Source organism: Bradyrhizobium sp. SPXBL-02 (assembly GCF_051853065.1).
In the GTDB taxonomy this organism is placed as follows: domain Bacteria; phylum Pseudomonadota; class Alphaproteobacteria; order Rhizobiales; family Xanthobacteraceae; genus Bradyrhizobium.
In genome coordinates, this window is record NZ_CP182474.1 from 1,223,160 (window position 1) to 1,237,955 (window position 14,796).

General features: G+C 64.9%; 12 protein-coding genes and 1 tRNA gene. 6 read left to right on the forward strand and 7 right to left on the reverse strand.

Annotated elements, in window-relative coordinates; genetic code table 11:
• Positions 1-168 precede the first annotated feature (168 nt).
• Positions 169-2,943: a di-heme-cytochrome C peroxidase gene (locus ACNJYD_RS05740; RefSeq protein WP_439365635.1), complete on the reverse strand. Its 2,775-nt coding sequence runs from the start codon at positions 2,941-2,943 to the stop codon at positions 169-171.
• A 150-nt stretch (positions 2,944-3,093) separates the two neighbouring features.
• Positions 3,094-4,890 carry an adenylate/guanylate cyclase domain-containing protein gene (locus ACNJYD_RS05745; protein WP_172784990.1) on the reverse strand — a complete coding sequence of 599 codons (1,797 nt, stop codon included), beginning with the start codon at positions 4,888-4,890 and terminating at the stop codon, positions 3,094-3,096.
• A gap of 222 nt (positions 4,891-5,112) precedes the next feature.
• Between ACNJYD_RS05745 and ACNJYD_RS05750 the strand changes: the two genes are divergently transcribed.
• Entirely contained in the window at positions 5,113-5,745 is a 633-nt protein-coding gene (locus tag ACNJYD_RS05750) for a LysE family translocator (RefSeq protein WP_439365636.1), read from the forward strand.
• Between the two features lie 149 nt (positions 5,746-5,894).
• Here the strand turns inward: ACNJYD_RS05750 and ACNJYD_RS05755 are convergent, their stop codons facing one another.
• The gene (locus ACNJYD_RS05755) at positions 5,895-6,647 is read right to left on the reverse strand and encodes a sulfite exporter TauE/SafE family protein (RefSeq protein WP_212254093.1); all 753 of its coding nucleotides are present in this window, start codon (positions 6,645-6,647) and stop codon (positions 5,895-5,897) included.
• Between the two features lie 149 nt (positions 6,648-6,796).
• On the opposite strand from ACNJYD_RS05755, the gene ACNJYD_RS05760 reads away from it, so the two are divergent.
• On the forward strand, positions 6,797-7,687 hold the full coding sequence (locus ACNJYD_RS05760) for a LysR substrate-binding domain-containing protein (RefSeq protein ID WP_212254094.1): 891 nt from the start codon (positions 6,797-6,799) through the stop codon (positions 7,685-7,687).
• A 178-nt stretch (positions 7,688-7,865) separates the two neighbouring features.
• On the opposite strand, the gene ACNJYD_RS05765 is transcribed toward ACNJYD_RS05760, so the two are convergent.
• The 3 genes from ACNJYD_RS05765 to ACNJYD_RS05775 all read right to left on the reverse strand — a co-directional run bounded on the left by ACNJYD_RS05765 (position 7,866) and on the right by ACNJYD_RS05775 (position 11,062).
• Positions 7,866-8,843: a Bug family tripartite tricarboxylate transporter substrate binding protein gene (locus tag ACNJYD_RS05765; protein ID WP_212254095.1), complete on the reverse strand. Its 978-nt coding sequence runs from the start codon at positions 8,841-8,843 to the stop codon at positions 7,866-7,868.
• Positions 8,844-8,864: 21 nt separating this feature from the next.
• Positions 8,865-9,647 (reverse strand): histidinol-phosphatase, encoded by a 783-nt coding sequence (hisN, locus tag ACNJYD_RS05770; protein WP_439365637.1) that lies wholly within the window; start codon positions 9,645-9,647, stop codon positions 8,865-8,867.
• 524 nt (positions 9,648-10,171) lie between these two features.
• Positions 10,172-11,062, reverse strand: a complete 891-nt coding sequence (locus ACNJYD_RS05775; RefSeq protein WP_172784984.1) for an N-formylglutamate amidohydrolase — start codon at positions 11,060-11,062, stop codon at positions 10,172-10,174.
• Positions 11,063-11,395: 333 nt separating this feature from the next.
• On the opposite strand from ACNJYD_RS05775, the gene cpdR reads away from it, so the two are divergent.
• The 4 genes from cpdR (at position 11,396) to ACNJYD_RS05795 (ending at position 13,607) form a co-directional block, all read left to right on the forward strand.
• Positions 11,396-11,755, forward strand: coding sequence for a cell cycle two-component system response regulator CpdR (gene cpdR, locus ACNJYD_RS05780; RefSeq protein WP_007597092.1), 360 nt, complete (start codon positions 11,396-11,398; stop codon positions 11,753-11,755).
• A 72-nt stretch (positions 11,756-11,827) separates the two neighbouring features.
• Positions 11,828-11,902: transfer RNA gene (locus ACNJYD_RS05785), tRNA-Val, on the forward strand.
• Positions 11,903-12,188: 286 nt separating this feature from the next.
• A complete protein-coding gene (locus tag ACNJYD_RS05790) occupies positions 12,189-12,662 on the forward strand; it encodes an L-2-amino-thiazoline-4-carboxylic acid hydrolase (protein ID WP_439365638.1) in 474 nt (157 codons plus the stop codon).
• A 522-nt stretch (positions 12,663-13,184) separates the two neighbouring features.
• Positions 13,185-13,607, forward strand: coding sequence for a RidA family protein (locus tag ACNJYD_RS05795; RefSeq protein WP_212254098.1), 423 nt, complete (start codon positions 13,185-13,187; stop codon positions 13,605-13,607).
• A 9-nt stretch (positions 13,608-13,616) separates the two neighbouring features.
• Here the strand turns inward: ACNJYD_RS05795 and ACNJYD_RS05800 are convergent, their stop codons facing one another.
• On the reverse strand, positions 13,617-14,708 hold the full coding sequence (locus tag ACNJYD_RS05800; protein WP_439365639.1) for an enolase C-terminal domain-like protein: 1,092 nt from the start codon (positions 14,706-14,708) through the stop codon (positions 13,617-13,619).
• Positions 14,709-14,796: the final 88 nt, after the last annotated feature.

Sequence of the window (14,796 nt, forward strand, 5' to 3'; positions counted from 1 at the left end):
GGCGGCGACAAGGGGGAGAATCCTCGTTCTCCGTCATTGCGAGGAGCTCTTGCGACGAAGCAATCCAGGCTGTTTCCGCGGAGACAGTCTGGATTGCTTCGCGGAGCCTGTCATCGGGCCGCGCTTCGCGCGGACCCGTTGGCTCGCAATGACGAAGTACGGGTCGCGTTACAGCGTCTTCAGATACTCGATCAGGTCGTAGCGCTCGGCGTCGTCCTTGAAGATGCGACCGATGACGCCGGGGCGCTTCGGCTCGCCGTCCTTGCGCTCGAAGGAATGGCCGAGCACGCTGTTGCCCTGGATCGGCTCGCCGTCGGAGCCCGTCGCGGAGAACTCCGTTTCACCGGTCTTGCAGCGCTCGTTGGCGGTGACTGCGAAACCGACGGTGTCGGGGTCATAGTCGCGGCGGCCCATGCAGAACTTCTGCGGGCGCTCGTTCTGTGGCTTCAGCAGCCAGTACAGCGACGGCACCGAGCCGTTGTGCAGGTAAGGCGCGGTGGCCCAGATGCCGTTCAAGGGCCGCGCGCGATAGCGCGGATCGGGCGCCGGATTGAGACAGTTCTTGCGCGCGAGATTCCAGATGTGCGCCCGTTCGGCCTCCGGGATGTCCTCGTCGTCCATCCATTTGCGGGCGACCAGATCGACCACCGTCATCAGGCCGAGCGCGTAGACCATCTCGTTGGGCGAAGCGCTCGCGGTCGGGATCTGGCACTGCCACCATGTCTGCAGGTCGGCCGTGTTGACCTTCAGGAAGCCGGGCACGTCGACGGTCCGCTTGCTGAGAACGAGGGACTGCTCGGGATCGGTCTTGATCTCGTCGAGCGGGATCGTCACCGCATTCAGCACCTTGCTGTCGCCGCTCGGCTCCCAGCGCTTCGACGACCAGAAGGCCGGACTGTTGATATCAGGCAGATGGCATCCGGAGCACATCTCCGCGTAAATGGCGCGGCCGCGCTCGACCCGATCTGACTTCAGCTTCCAGGCGTCGCCGAGGATGTGCGAGGGCCATTTCGGTGCGAGCAGGCCGCCGAACTTCGGACCCGTTGTGGTATCAGCCGCCTTGAATGGATCGGGGCCTCTCAGCATGTCCTCGATCCAGCCGAGTGTCCTGATGTTGACCGAGGAGCGCCACAGCCTGTCCTCCGGATAGGCGTCGGACAGGTTGAGCAGGGCGGTCACGCCGAGCGCTTCGCCGGCGTTGCGGATCAGCGGCTGCTCGATCGAGGCGTCGTATTGGGCGAACTTGAACCACGGCACCGTCCAGATCGCGGGGTAGCTGACGGGCGCGTCCTGGGCGTGCAGGTTCTTCTCGAATCCCTTGACGCCGCTCAGCGCGAGATCCTGCGAAAACACCTGGTTGCCGATGCGGTTGAGGGCATCGAGGCGGCCGAACCCTTCCTCGGTGTCCTGCTGCTGCTTGCCGTCCCAGGTCTTCTTGGCCTCGATCGTCTTTTCGTAGTTCTTGGCCCAGTCGATCAGGAAGCTGCCGATCGCGCTGAGCCTTTGCTTGAGAGCGGCGCGGTCTGTCTTGCTGGCGTCGGGGCCGAGCACGCGATCGGCAAAACGCTGGAAGCGGAACGGGACGTACAGCGTGTAGGCGATCGACAGGCCGGTTGCGAGCTCGAGCTTCTTCAGGTCGGTCATCGCCGGGCCGCCGTCGAAGCGGACGTCGACGCCCTGATAGTGGATCTGGCCGGTATGACAGGCGGCGCAGGTTAGTCCGATCTTGTCCTCTTCGCGCCGACCCGTCGCGGGATCGACGACGCCGGTCATGCGCGCGAAGCCGACCGGCAGGCCGTCGACGTTCTCCGCCGGCGTCCACCGCGTCGACCAGTCCGACGCTTGCGTGGTCTCGTAGACATTGGCGTAGCCGAACCGGCGCAGCGTCGCCGTGTCGACCTGGACCGATTGCGGGCTCGGGATGAAGCCGAAGCGCTCGAGATAAGCGCTGTCCTTGATCATGCCGGGCTTCGAGAACAGGTGAAGCTGCGGCTGCTCCAGCGCCACGAACCACTCATAGGGCACCGGGAACGTCGCGGTGCCCTGGCTGGCGTGGTGGAACCAGTGCCGGTCCTTCAGCGACCAGTTCTGCTCGAGCCAATAGGCAGCCTTGGTTTCGGGCATCGCGGGCAGGGGCGGCGGCAGGAGATTCACCAGCACGCCCTTCTGGGGCAGCATGGCGCGAACCTGATTGGGAAATTCGGCGACGGCGACCAAGGCGATGAGGCCAACGCCGATGACAACGGCCGTGAGCGCGACCGCCCAGCGAAAGCGGAGTTGGCAAGATGACAGCAGCGGCTGCGACACGATCCGATGGTTGATGCGGTCGGGGAATTGGCGCTGTTCGAACAGCGTGCGCACGTCGGCCACGCTGAGATAGCGCTCTTCGCCCGGCTTGCCCTTGCCGAGGATCTTCAAGAGGACGGGCCATTCGAACTTCATCAGCAGCGGGTAGTACCAGCGTGCGGCGCTGCCGGCGCGCTTGAGGTTGTCGCGCATGAAGGTCTTGATTTCCGCGGCGTTGAGGCCGGGCTCGCTGTTGCCGGTGTTCGGGTCGGTGTAGGTCCGGCCGAAGCTGGCAAGGCGCGCGATCTCGTCCTCGTTGACCTTGCCGTCGACGCCGAGGATGCGCGAGCCGGCGCCGCGCTTGTCCAGTGGCCCCCCGCGCAGCGCGTCGAGCTGCGCGCCCGAAACGATGCTCTTGAGGATATGCTTGAGGCCGTTGGCGATCATCGCAACGCCACGGACCTGGATGCGCGCCGAAACCTTCTTCAGCCCGGTCTCGCCGCTCGCATTGGCGATGGTCTGCGACAGCGTGTTGAGCGGGACGATGCCGCCCTCGACGAAGCCTTCGCCGACGAGGCCGCGCAGGAACGGGCAGGGATTGTTCGGCGAGACTTGAATCGAGGGGTCGAAGGGCGGTTTCGAAGCGGGGTCGTGCATGGCCCAAATCCTGAAAACAGCGAATCGTGGAAAGCAGGCGCGCCGTTAGAGCGCGGAAAGTCCTAACAAACCGACAGCACGATATACTACTTCAGCGTGTGACGAAGTGTGGCGGATTTCACTGTCCTGTCAACAAGAGCGGGCTTTCGCTCAGGATTCGGCGGCCCGCTTCACGTCGCTCTGAACCAGCGTCAGCTTGCCGAGCGGCACGCCGGCCTTCAGCAGCCCCTCGCGATAATGGGCGAGGTCCTCGGGCCGCTTCCAGTGGAAGTTGCGCAAGTGCCTGTCGACGTTCAGCGTTGGATAATTTGCCATCAGCACGCGGGCGGCTTCGCTGGCCTCGTCGTTTCGTCCCAGCTGCGCCAACGCCGCGGCCCGGATCGCCAGCGCCTGCATGTGATTCGGGTTGATGTAGAGCTGCTCGCGCGCCCATGACAGTGTCGCGTCATATTGGCGCAACAGATAATGGCTGAACGCGTTCAGCGCCGCCCATTGGTAGCGCGGGTCGCTGTTGTCGCGTTGCGCGGCCATCGAGAACAGCTCGATCGCCTCGCGGTGCTCGCCGATCATGAAATGGCAGATGCCGAGCACGCCGCGTGCGCCATTGTCGTAGGGATTGAGCGCGACCGCGCGCTTGGCGGCGTCCATCGCCGCCTCGTGATGCCCCTCCATCGCATGCGCCCAGGACAGGATCGAGAACGCGAAGGAGGAGCGCGGGTCGAGCCGCACGCTGGTTTCGGCGAGGTTCATCGCCTCGGCCCACATCTCGCGCGTGCCCTTGACCCAGCCGAACTGGATGCTCTGGATCTGGATCGTGGCGAGATAGGCGTGCGCGATCGACAGTTTGGGATCGAGCCCGATGGCCTCGCGGAACAGCTCGACGGCGGCCGCCAGATCCTCCTTGGTCTGCCGGTAGTAATGCGACAGCCCCTTGAGGAAGCGGTCCCAGGCGGAGACGTCGGTCGAGAGCCGCGCCGGCGCCGAAGCCTCGGCACGGACGATCTCGGTGGCGATGGCGGCGGACAGGTTGGTCGTGATCTCGTCCTGCATCGCGAACAGGTCGCCGATGTCGCGGTCGTAGCGGCCGGTCCAGAGCTGCTCGCCGGTCTCCGGCGCGATCAGTTCGGCGGTGACGCGGATCTTGGCGCCGGCGCGTCGCACCGAGCCCTGGATCAGGTAAGTCGCATCGATCTCGCGCGCGATCAGCCGCGTGCCGACGTTCTTGCCCTTGAAGGCGAATGTCGAGTTGCGGCTCAGCACCCGATAGAAGGATTGCAGCGACAGCGCATGGATCAGGTCCTCGGTGAGGCCATCGGAGAAATATTCGTCCTGGGCGTCGCTGAGATTGGCAAAGGGCAGCACGCCGACGATCGCGGTACGGTACTGCTGCGAGAGAACCGAGGCCTCCCGGAGCTCGGGAGCAAGCGCCGGCGCGCCTTCGGGTGTCCAGGTAAAGACCTCGATCGCATCCTTGATGTTCTTGAAGCGATGGTTGCCGGCATCGGTCAGCGGCACGGTGAGATGCTTGCTGGCCTCCCGATAGGCCTTGGCCGAGATCGCGAATCCGCCGGGGCTCGCCACCGATTCCAGGCGGACGGCGATGTTGACGTCGTCGCCGAACACCTCGTCCTCGTCGGCGATCACGTCGCCCATGTGGATGCCGAGCCGGAACTGCATGGCGCGATCGGCCGGCAGATGGTGGTTGCGCTCGGCCATCAGCGTCTGCATTGCGATCGCTGCCTCGGTGGCGCCGACGATCGAGGGGAATTCCAGCAGGAAGCCGTCGCCGGTGTTCTTCACGACGCGGCCGCCGTGATTGAGGATGATGGGATGGATCGCGGCGCGATGGGCCTTGAAGGCGGCATGAGTGCCGGCCTCGTCGCTGCCCATCATGCGCGAATAGCCGGCGACATCGGCGCAGACGATGGCGGCCAGACGTCTTTCCATATCCGCAAAGCTCCCATGGGATAGGTGACCGGCCACAGCGTGGCGGTTACCGCGAATCCCGCATTTCAAGAACCCCGCCTTTATAGAGCAGATGCGCAGGAGCGGAAGCATGATCCGCATTGCAAATTCGAGGTAAATCCTACGCAATCCCGGCGGTGGACGGGGACGGGCGAACCGACTAAGCGGAACTGGGACCGCCAGGACGGCAGCGGGGCACCTTTCATGCTGGGTATTCACGAAATCGGGCTTTTCATCCTCTCGGGCGTGCTGCTCAACATCACGCCGGGGCCGGATTCGGTCTATGTGATCGGCCGCAGCATGCAGATGGGCTGGCGCGGCGGCGCCGCTGCCGCCCTGGGCATCAGTTGCGGCTGCTTCGTCCATGTCGCGGGCGCGGCGATCGGGCTTTCGGCTCTGCTGATGGCCTCGTCCACGGCCTTCTCGATCCTGAAGCTGGTCGGCGCGGCCTATCTGGTCGTCGCCGGCCTCCAGATGCTGTGGTCGCGCCCTGTGCTGGCTTCGAGCATCGATGAGCCGGTGCGCAGCTCGCTCTCGCGGGTCTTCCTCCAGGGCGTCTTCACCAATGCGCTCAATCCCAAGGTCGCGCTGTTCTTCCTGGCCTTCCTGCCGCAATTCGTCGCAGCCGATGCCCCGCACAAGCCGCTCGCCTTCCTGACGCTCGGCCTGATCTTCATCTTTACGGGGACGCTGTGGTGCCTGGTGCTCGCCGCGTTCGCCGCCAGGGCCGCGCACCGGCTGCGTCAGTCCGAGGCGGCGATTGCCTGGGTCAACCGCGCGCTCGGCGGCCTCTTCATCTATCTCGGCATCCGTGTCGCCATGCTGGAGAGCCGGTAACTCGCTCGAACGAATGAGCGGGCTGCGTAGGGTGGGTTAGCCTTGCGGCTGCGCGAAGCGCAGTCGCTAGGCGTAACCCACCTCTTCTGTCTCTGCGGATACGAACAGTGGTGGGTTACGCTGCGCTAACCCACCCTACCGGTCTTCTCTCAGGCAAACTCCTTCACCAGCGCACTGCCGGCGAGATACAGGCCGAGCAGGATCATCGCGATCAGGAACCAGCGGCGAAACGCTTCGGCCGGCATCCGCGCCCGCACCGATTGGCCGATAAACATGCCGGCAAAGGCCATGGCGAGGCCGATCGCGCCCGGCACGGCATTGGCCGGCGTCAGCAATCCGACCGCGGTCAGGTTGAAGGCGAGCGCCAGCGTGGCGGTAGTGAAGAACACGCCGAGCGCCTGCACCAGCTCGTCCTTCTCCATGCCGATCGCCTGCATGAACGGCATCGACGGGATCACTTGCACGCCGGTCGAGGCCGAGATCACGCCGGTGATGACGCCGACCACGCCACCGACCCATTTCTCGTTCTCGGGCGCGACGCGGAAGTGGAACTTGTTCAGCCCGATCACGGCGTAGACGACCAGCAGGGCGCCGAGCACGATCGTGCCGTAGCGCGCGTGAGGTCCGGTCAGCGCGCCGGCATTGAGCCAGCAGCCGATCACGGTGCCGATCATCAGCGGCCACAGCCGCCGCAGGATGTCGCGCAAATACGGACCGACGAAGGTCTGCCAGATGTTGGTGACGATGGCGGGAACGATGACGATGGCAATGGCGCGGCCCGGCGCCATGCTCACGGCGAGCAGGCCCATGGACACCGTTGGCAGGCCGAGCCCGACCACGCCTTTGACGAATCCGGCGAGCAGGAAGACGACGGCGATGAGAATGAGCAGCGGGTCGATCATCTCAATACATTGACCGAAGCCGCGCGGGCGCACAATCTGGAGGTTACGGAGACAGCCTTCGCTACCAACGAAGGCTGGAGCATGATCCGGAAAAGTGCGAAGCGGTTTTCCGACAAGATCATACTCCAACAACAAAGAAGAGACATTTCATGCGCTTCGACCTCGTCGATCTCCAGCTCTTCATCGCGGTCGCTGACCAGCGCAGCATCACGCGCGGTGCGGAGCGCTCGCATCTGGCGCTGGCCTCGGCCAGCGCGCGCATCAAGGGCCTGGAGGATGCGCTCGGCGTCGTACTGCTCAAGCGCGGGCGCCGCGGCATCGAGTTGACCGCGGCCGGCGAGAGCCTGCTCGATCATGCCAGGCTCGTGATCCATCAGATCGACGCCATGCGCGGCGATCTTGCCGGCTTTGCCAGCGGCGTGCGCGCCAGCGTGCATTTCCTCGCCAACACGTCGGGCCTGTCGGAGCATTTGCCGAAGGCGCTCGCCGGCTTCCTGCGCGAGCATCGCGACGTCGCCGTCGACATCGAGGAACGCGAGAGCACCGATATCGCGGCGGCGATCGCCGCAGGCGCTGCCGACCTCGGCTTCGCCGCCGAGCACGCGCTGCCGGAGCATATCGAGCGCTTCCCTTTCAGCAAGGATCGCCTGACGCTGGTGACCTCGAAACGCGGTCCGTTCGCCGGCCGCCGCCAGATCGACTTTCAGGAGGCGGGGGCTTGCGACTTCGTCGGCCTGACCAGCGCCACCGCGCTCCAGATGCATATTTCCAGGCACGCGGCGCGGCTCGGCATCCGCCAGCATGTCCGCGCCCGCCTGCGCGATTTCGACGCGATCTGCCAGATGGTCGCCGCCGATGTCGGCGTCGCACTCGTGCCCGAAGCCGCCGCCCGCCGCTGCGCCAAGACTATGCCGCTTGCCATGGTCCGCCTGCGCGATGCCTGGGCCAACCGCCGCCTCGTGATCTGCGCGCGCAGCTTCAAGACGCTGCCGCGGCCGGCCAAGATGCTGGTGGAGCATCTCAGGGCCGAGGCGGTGTGAGGGGCGCTCTTACCCTCCCCTGGAGGGGGAGGGTCGGCTCACATTGAGCGGAGCGAAATGTGAGACGGGGTGGGGTGACGGTCTCTCCACATCCAACAGTGCCCGCGTGGAGAGATCACCCCACCCCGCTCGCGCTTCGCGCGATCGACCCTCCCCCTCCAGGGGAGGGTCAGCAAGTCTACTTCGCCGTCTCCACGCCGGCGTCCTTGATCACCTTCGCCCACTTCTTGGTTTCGTCGGCGATGAATTGACGAAAATGCTCCGGCTCATCGCCGATCAGCGTCGCGCCTTGCTGGCTCAGCTTTTCCTTCACCGCGGGATCCGCCATTGCCTTCGTGACGAGGCCATGCAGCGCGGCGATGATCTCCTTCGGCGTGCCCTTGGGCGCGACCATGCCGTACCAGTTCTCGATGCGCAGATCGGGAAAGCCCGCTTCCGCGGTGGTCGGGACGTCAGGCGCGGTCGGGGCACGTTCGGCCGAGCCGACGGCAATGGGGCGCAGGGCGCCCGTCTTGACCTGCGGCAGCAGCGCCGGGAGATCGAGGAACGCCATCTGCACCTGCTGCCCCAGGAGGTCGTTCACCGCAGGCGCGGCGCCGCGATAGGGCACGTGGACGATGTCGATCCTGGCCGTCAGCTTGAACAATTCACCGGCGAGATGCGGCAGGCTGCCGGCGCCGGTTGAGGCGAAGTTGAGCTTGCCCGGCTGCGCCCTGGCCAGCGCGATCAATTCGCCGGCGTCCTTTGCGGGGACGTTGGCGGCGACGACGAGCATTTCCGGCACGATCGCGACCAGCGTCACCGGGGTGAGGTCGGTGAGGGTGTCGTAGGCGACCTTCTCCATGCTCGCGCTGATCGCGAGGGCGCCAGCCGAAGTGATCGCGATGGTGTAGCCGTCGGGCGGGCTCTTCGCTACGGCGTCGGTGCCGAGCACGCCGCCCTGTCCGCCGCGATTGTCGATCAGCACCGGCTGACCGCACAGTTCCGACATGCGCTGGCCGACGACCCGGGCGATGATGTCGTTGGGCCCGCCGGCGGAAAACGGCACGATCAGCTTGATCGGCTTGGCCGGAAAGTTCTGCGCCGATGCCAGCGATGGCAGCAGCAGGAACAATCCCAAGAACAATGTAACGAGCAGCCTGCTTGAGAGAATCATGCAAGCCCTCCGCTTCCCTTGCTATTGGTTCAAAAGCTTCAACGCTTCCTCGTGAACCCGCGCGTCGCCGGCCGCGATGATGCGGCCGCCGCCCTGGGCCGGCTTGCCTTCCCAGGTGGTGACGACGCCCCCTGCGCCGGTTACGATCGGGATCAGCGCCGCGATGTCGTAGGGCTTCAGCTCGGTCTCGACCACGAGGTCGACGTGGCCGGCGGCAAGCATGCAATAGGAGTAGCAGTCGCCGCCATAACGCGACAGCCGCGCGCTCCTCTCGATGCGGCCGAAGATGGCGCGGTCGCTCTCGTTCATCAGCAGCGGGCTGGTGGTGTAGGTCGTGGCCTCCGACAGCGAAGCGCAGCGGCGGACCTGGAGCCGGCGCTCGCCCGACGGCCCCTTATAATTGGCCGAACCGTTGTCGCCGGAAAAGCGCTCGCCGATGAAGGGCTGGTGCATCATGCCGAAAACCGGCGTGCCCTTGTGCAACAGCGCGATCAGCGTGCCCCAGATCGGAAAGCCGCCGATGAAGGATTTGGTGCCGTCGATGGGATCGAGCACCCAGACGTAGTCGGCGTCCTCGCGCTCGCTGCCGAATTCCTCGCCGACGATGCCGTGCTGGGGGAAGTTGGCCTTGATCAGCCGCCGCATCACCGCCTCGGCGGCGCGGTCGGCCTCCGTCACGGGATCGAAATCCTTGGTCTTGCTCTTGTCGTCGATCGACAGCGAGGTGCGGAAGAACGGCAGGATGGTTTCGCCGGAGGCGGTGGCAAGCCGATCGATGAAGGCGGAGAAGTCGATCACCGTCACAGGCGAAATCCTCGAAGCGAAGGTTGGATGAAGCTTGCCTCCTGCCTAGCTCAATTCGCCTGCCGCGTGCAGCGCTGTCTTGATGTTGCGCCCTGGTATTTTGGATGCCGAAGCGCGCTGCCCCATTCCAGTCATCTGCTGGCCAAATATCGATCACGGAGTTGAAAACTTAGTTCCGAGGTTGCCTTGTTCGTATGCAAACGACTATCAACCCATTGAATTTCCTTATCAAAGAAACTGAATCTGGGTTTCCATGGAAGCAACTGAGCCATGTGCGATTTGCATGGGAAACGGCGCAAAAGCCCTTGCACTTTGTGCGGCGCGGCCGCATATTGTTGCGGTGCGGTAGCGCTCTGCGTTACCGCTGCCCTCCTTGGGCGTTTCCTCCCTAGACTTGGGCCGCTTGCGTCATTCGCGAGCGGCCCTTTTTTCTTAGCCCCGCCGTTTTCATTTTGGGGCGCGCAAGCTTGCGAAGTGAAAGCGCACTCGCGCGCAAGGTCTCGTCGTTGGAGAGAAGCTGAGTCCTATTCCGCCGCGGCCTGGAACGGGCCGAGGTCGGCGAACGGAATCGTGGTCGCCAGCACGTCGGCGAGAACGCCGAAGTCGGAGGCCACTTGCGCAAAGCGAGCACTGCGCTCGCGCCGCCGCTCGTCCATGTAGATCGCGCGGTTGAGCTCGAGCTGCACGGCGTGCAGGCCGCTTGCGGGATTGCCGTAATGCTCGGTGATGAAGCCGCCGGCATAGGGCTTGTTGCGGCCGATCGAATAGCCGAGCCCGCTCATGGTCTCCTCGACGCGATCGGGCAAGAGCGGCGTACAGCTGGTGCCGTAGCGATCGCCGATCACGACGTCGGGCCGGCGCGGCTCGTCCCTGCTGACGCCGACCGAGGGCATCGAATGGCAGTCCACCAGCACCACCGTGCCGAACATCTGGTGCACCTTGTTGATCAGCCGGCGCAGCGCGCGATGGTAGGGCTTGTACAGCGTCTCGATGCGCCCCAGCGCATCATCGACCAGGATGCGGTCGCGATAGATTTCCTGGCCGTCGCCAACCACGCGCGGAATGGTGCCGAGGCCGCCGGCGACCCGCATCGAGCGGGTGTTGGCGAAGCTCGGCAGGCGGCCCGTGAACATGCGCGGGTCGAGCTCATAGGGCTCGCGGTTGACGTCGACATAGGAGCGGGGAAAGTTGACCCGCACCGTCGGAAAGCCGCGCGCGCTCAGATGGCCGATCAGCTCGTCCATGAACGAATCTTCCGACCGCCGCAGCGTCGGCAGGTCGATCCGCGAGGCCGCCAGGAATTCCTCAGGATAGGTCGAGCCGGAATGCGGCGAGTTGAAGATGACAGGCGCACGCCATTCGGCGGGCTCGAAGATCTCGAAGGCTGGCGACATGTCGCCGTCAAACCGGGTCATCTTCTCAGGCTTCGTCCCTTCGTGCCGCACGATCCGGACAAGCTCCGGATTCAATGATTCGGCCGATCACGCGGCTCTTATGTGTCGTCATTGTCCGGAATCGCAACCATTCTGCCAAGCGAAAAGATGTATTGGCCGATTGGAACAGGTCTTAACCGTGCGGGCATCGGGATGTGGACCCGCAGATCCGGCTCGATTGATTCGGAGTTCGTTACGGTCCACAAAGAGCCGGCAGCGGGGCCGCCGCAGGGTTAAGATTTTCACCCCAAATTTACCCTCTGTCGGGCTTAGTGACCTCTGCTGATATCCTCTGGGGATTCGACGTTTCCTGCCATGCCAAAGATCCTGCTCGCCGAAGACGACAACGACATGCGCCGTTTCCTGGTCAAGGCGCTGGAAAACGCCGGTTTTCAGGTCTCGTCCCACGACAACGGCATGGCCGCCTATCAGCGGCTGCGGGAAGAGCCGTTCGAGATGCTGCTGACCGACATCGTGATGCCGGAAATGGACGGCATCGAGCTGGCCCGCCGGGCCTCGGAACTCGATCCCGACATCAAGATCATGTTCATCACCGGCTTTGCCGCGGTCGCCCTGAACTCGGATTCGGACGCCCCCAAGAACGCCAAGGTGCTGTCCAAGCCCGTGCATTTGCGCGAATTGGTCAGCGAAGTGAACAAGATGCTGGCGGCCTAAATCGGCCCCGTTCCGTCCTTGCGCCGGGTCCCCTGAGCCGTTATAGGGACCCCACCGATGAAATGACCTCTAGGGCACGTAGCTCAGCGGGAGAGCACTACCTTGACATGGTAGGGGTCACAGGTTCGATCCCTGTCGTGCCCACCATCCTTCGCTCGCGATAGCAGAGTGAAGGATGCCGCGCCGAAGCCCAACGGGCGCAGGCGGGCTGCCGCCGCGAGCTCGGCTCGGCAAGCCGCGAATCTCATTGCGAAGCGTGTCCGGCGTAGCTCGAAGAGCGTAGACGGACTGGTGCGGCCTCCTCGGTATCATTGGAACATCCGTAGCTTGGATGGAGCGCAGCGCAATCCAGGGCTCTATCCCCTCGGGCACCGCCCCGGATTACGCGCACGCTCCATCAGGTCTACGATAGTGTCTCCGACGCGAGGCTGCCATGACCGTATCCGTCATCGAACAGGCAAAGATCCAGGCGCAGGTGCTGGTGCCGCTGGTCAAGGCATTGCAGGCCGAGCTCGGCGAGACGCGCGCCAACGCGCTGGTGCGCAAGGCGCTCGGCGATCTCTATCGCCGCTTCGGCGAGGAATTCTGGAAGGCCAAGAACGAGCGCGATCTCGGCAAGGCCGTGTCCTCGGCCTTCCGCACCTATGCCCGCGACGATGCGCTCGCCTATGATGTGGTGGAGCAGACGCATGACGCGTTCGCTTTCGACGTGACGCGCTGCGCCTATGCCGAGTTCTACAAGGCCCTGGGCGAGCCGGAGCTCGGTTTCCTCCTGATCTGCACCGCGGACTTTGCCACCGCGGAAGGTTTTGGTCCCGACATCAAGCTCACGCGCACGCAGACCATCATGCAAGGCGCCTCCCATTGCGACTTCCGCTACAAGCGCGATGTGGGCGGGTCACGATGACGGGCACGATGCGGACGATCTGTCTCGCCGTGGCAATGATGGGGCCGGTCATTGCGAGCGCAGCGAAGCAATCCAGAGTCTTTCCGCAGGCAGCAGTCTGGATTGCTTCGCTGCGCTCGCAATGACGATGCTGATGCAGCCGGCAGATACATGCGGACCGTCACCCCCGCGCAACGGCGAAGCCGTTGTCGCTGGACGTGGCCGCTTCTTCAGCGGCCCTCGAATGGCGACGGCCCGGTTGTATCCGGGCCTTCATCCTTCGAGGCTCCCGGCGGGATGCATTTGCATCGCGCCACTCGCGCCTCAGGATGACGGAACGTCGCGTTTGCTCCCGCGCACCGCCGCCGTGCAATGCGTGCAGGCGAGGTCTTGTCGGAGCTGGATCTGCACCGCCTTGATCCACGACTCGCCGCCTGCCATTGTCCGGTCGGCCACCACGGCAACGAGCCTGGTGCGATCGGGTTACGGCGTTCGGCGAAATGCGTCGCTGTGCCGGAGATGAAAAGAAGGCAGGCTTTCAAGATGAGCAGCATCAACAAGCCCGGCGGCAACTATCTGCCGGTGATCATCCATGATGGAATTGCCTATGTCAGCGGTCAGCTGCCCCGTCGCGGCGAGGACCTGCTGTATGCAGGCAAGGTCGGCGCTGGCGTCGATATCGCGGCCGCGCAGGAGGCTGCGGCCCTCTGCGCCGATCTCTGCATTGCGGCGATCAACCACGCAACGGGCGGCGAGGACAGGATCGTCCAGGTCTTGCAAGTCGTTGGATATGTTGCTTCAGCGCCCGGATTTACCCAGCAGTCGCAAGTCATGAACGGTGCCTCCGACCGGCTGATCGAGCGCCTCGGCGATCGCGGCCGTCACACGCGGACGTCAGTCGGTGTCGCCGAGTTGCCGCGGGGCGCGCCGGTCGAGCTGAACATGATTGCCGCCGTTCGGCCGTAGGAGGTCGTTCTATTTGACGAGATATTTGGCGACCGCCGCCTCGTCCCACGCGATCCCGTTGCCGGGCTCCTCGCTCGGCAGCGCAAAGCCGTCCTTGATCTGCAGCCGCGTTGCCAGCACCGCATCGGCCCAGTCGACATATTCCAGCCAATGCGCTGATGGCGTCACGCAGAGCAGATGCGCGCTGATCTCCGAGAACAGGTGCGACGACATCTCGATGCCGGCCGCATGGGCGAGCGATGCGGCCCGCAGCCAGCCGGTGACGCCGCCGATGCGCTGCACGTCAGGCATCACGTAGTCGCAGGCCTCCGCGGCGAGGGCGCTCTGCATGGAAAAGGCGCTGTCAAAGTTCTCGCCGATCTGGACCGGCGTCTGCAGCGCGTCGGCGATGCGGGCATTGCCCTCATAATCGTCGTGGCGGATCGGCTCCTCGATCCAGGTGAGGCCCTCGTCGTCGAGCATCTCACCGCGGCGGATCGCTTCGGTGACCGTCAGCGCCTGGTTGTAGTCGCACATCAGCGTGACCTCGTCGCCGACGGCCTTGCGCACCGCGCGCACGACGGCGAGGTCCTCCCGCGCATCGCTCCGGCCGACGCGGATCTTGGCGGCGTGAAACCCTTCCGCCAGCAGCTTGTGCGCTTCCTCCACCGCCGCGCCCGCCGGCATGATGCCGAGGCCCTTCGAATTGTAGGCGCGCACCGGCTTCGGCGCGCCGCCGAGCAGGCGCGCCAGCGGCAGGCCGCGCGTGCGCGCCAGCGCGTCCCATGCCGCCATGTCGATGCCGGATTGCGCCAGCCGCTGCAGGCCGGCGAGGCCCAGCAGCGTGAAGCGCCGGCTCAGCTTGCGCTCGATCTCGAACGGCAGCAGCTCGTCGCCGGCGACGAGGTCTGACATTTCCGTGACCATCGCCGTCAGCGGCTTCAGGGCCGAGGGCGTGATCGAGAACAGGTAGGCATGGCCTATAGCGCCGTGGTCGGTCTCGCAGTCGATCAGCACCAGCGGCGCCTTGGCGACCGCCCCGGTCGAAGTCTGGAGCGGCAGGTTCATCGGCACGATCACGGCGCGTGCGACAAAGCGCTTGATGCGGATGGTCTCGGTCATGGGTCTCTCCCGGCGGAGCGGCTGCAGGTCGCGCCGATCTTAAGCATCCGTGATCAAACGAAAAGGACCCGCGTGCGCTCGCTGCTGG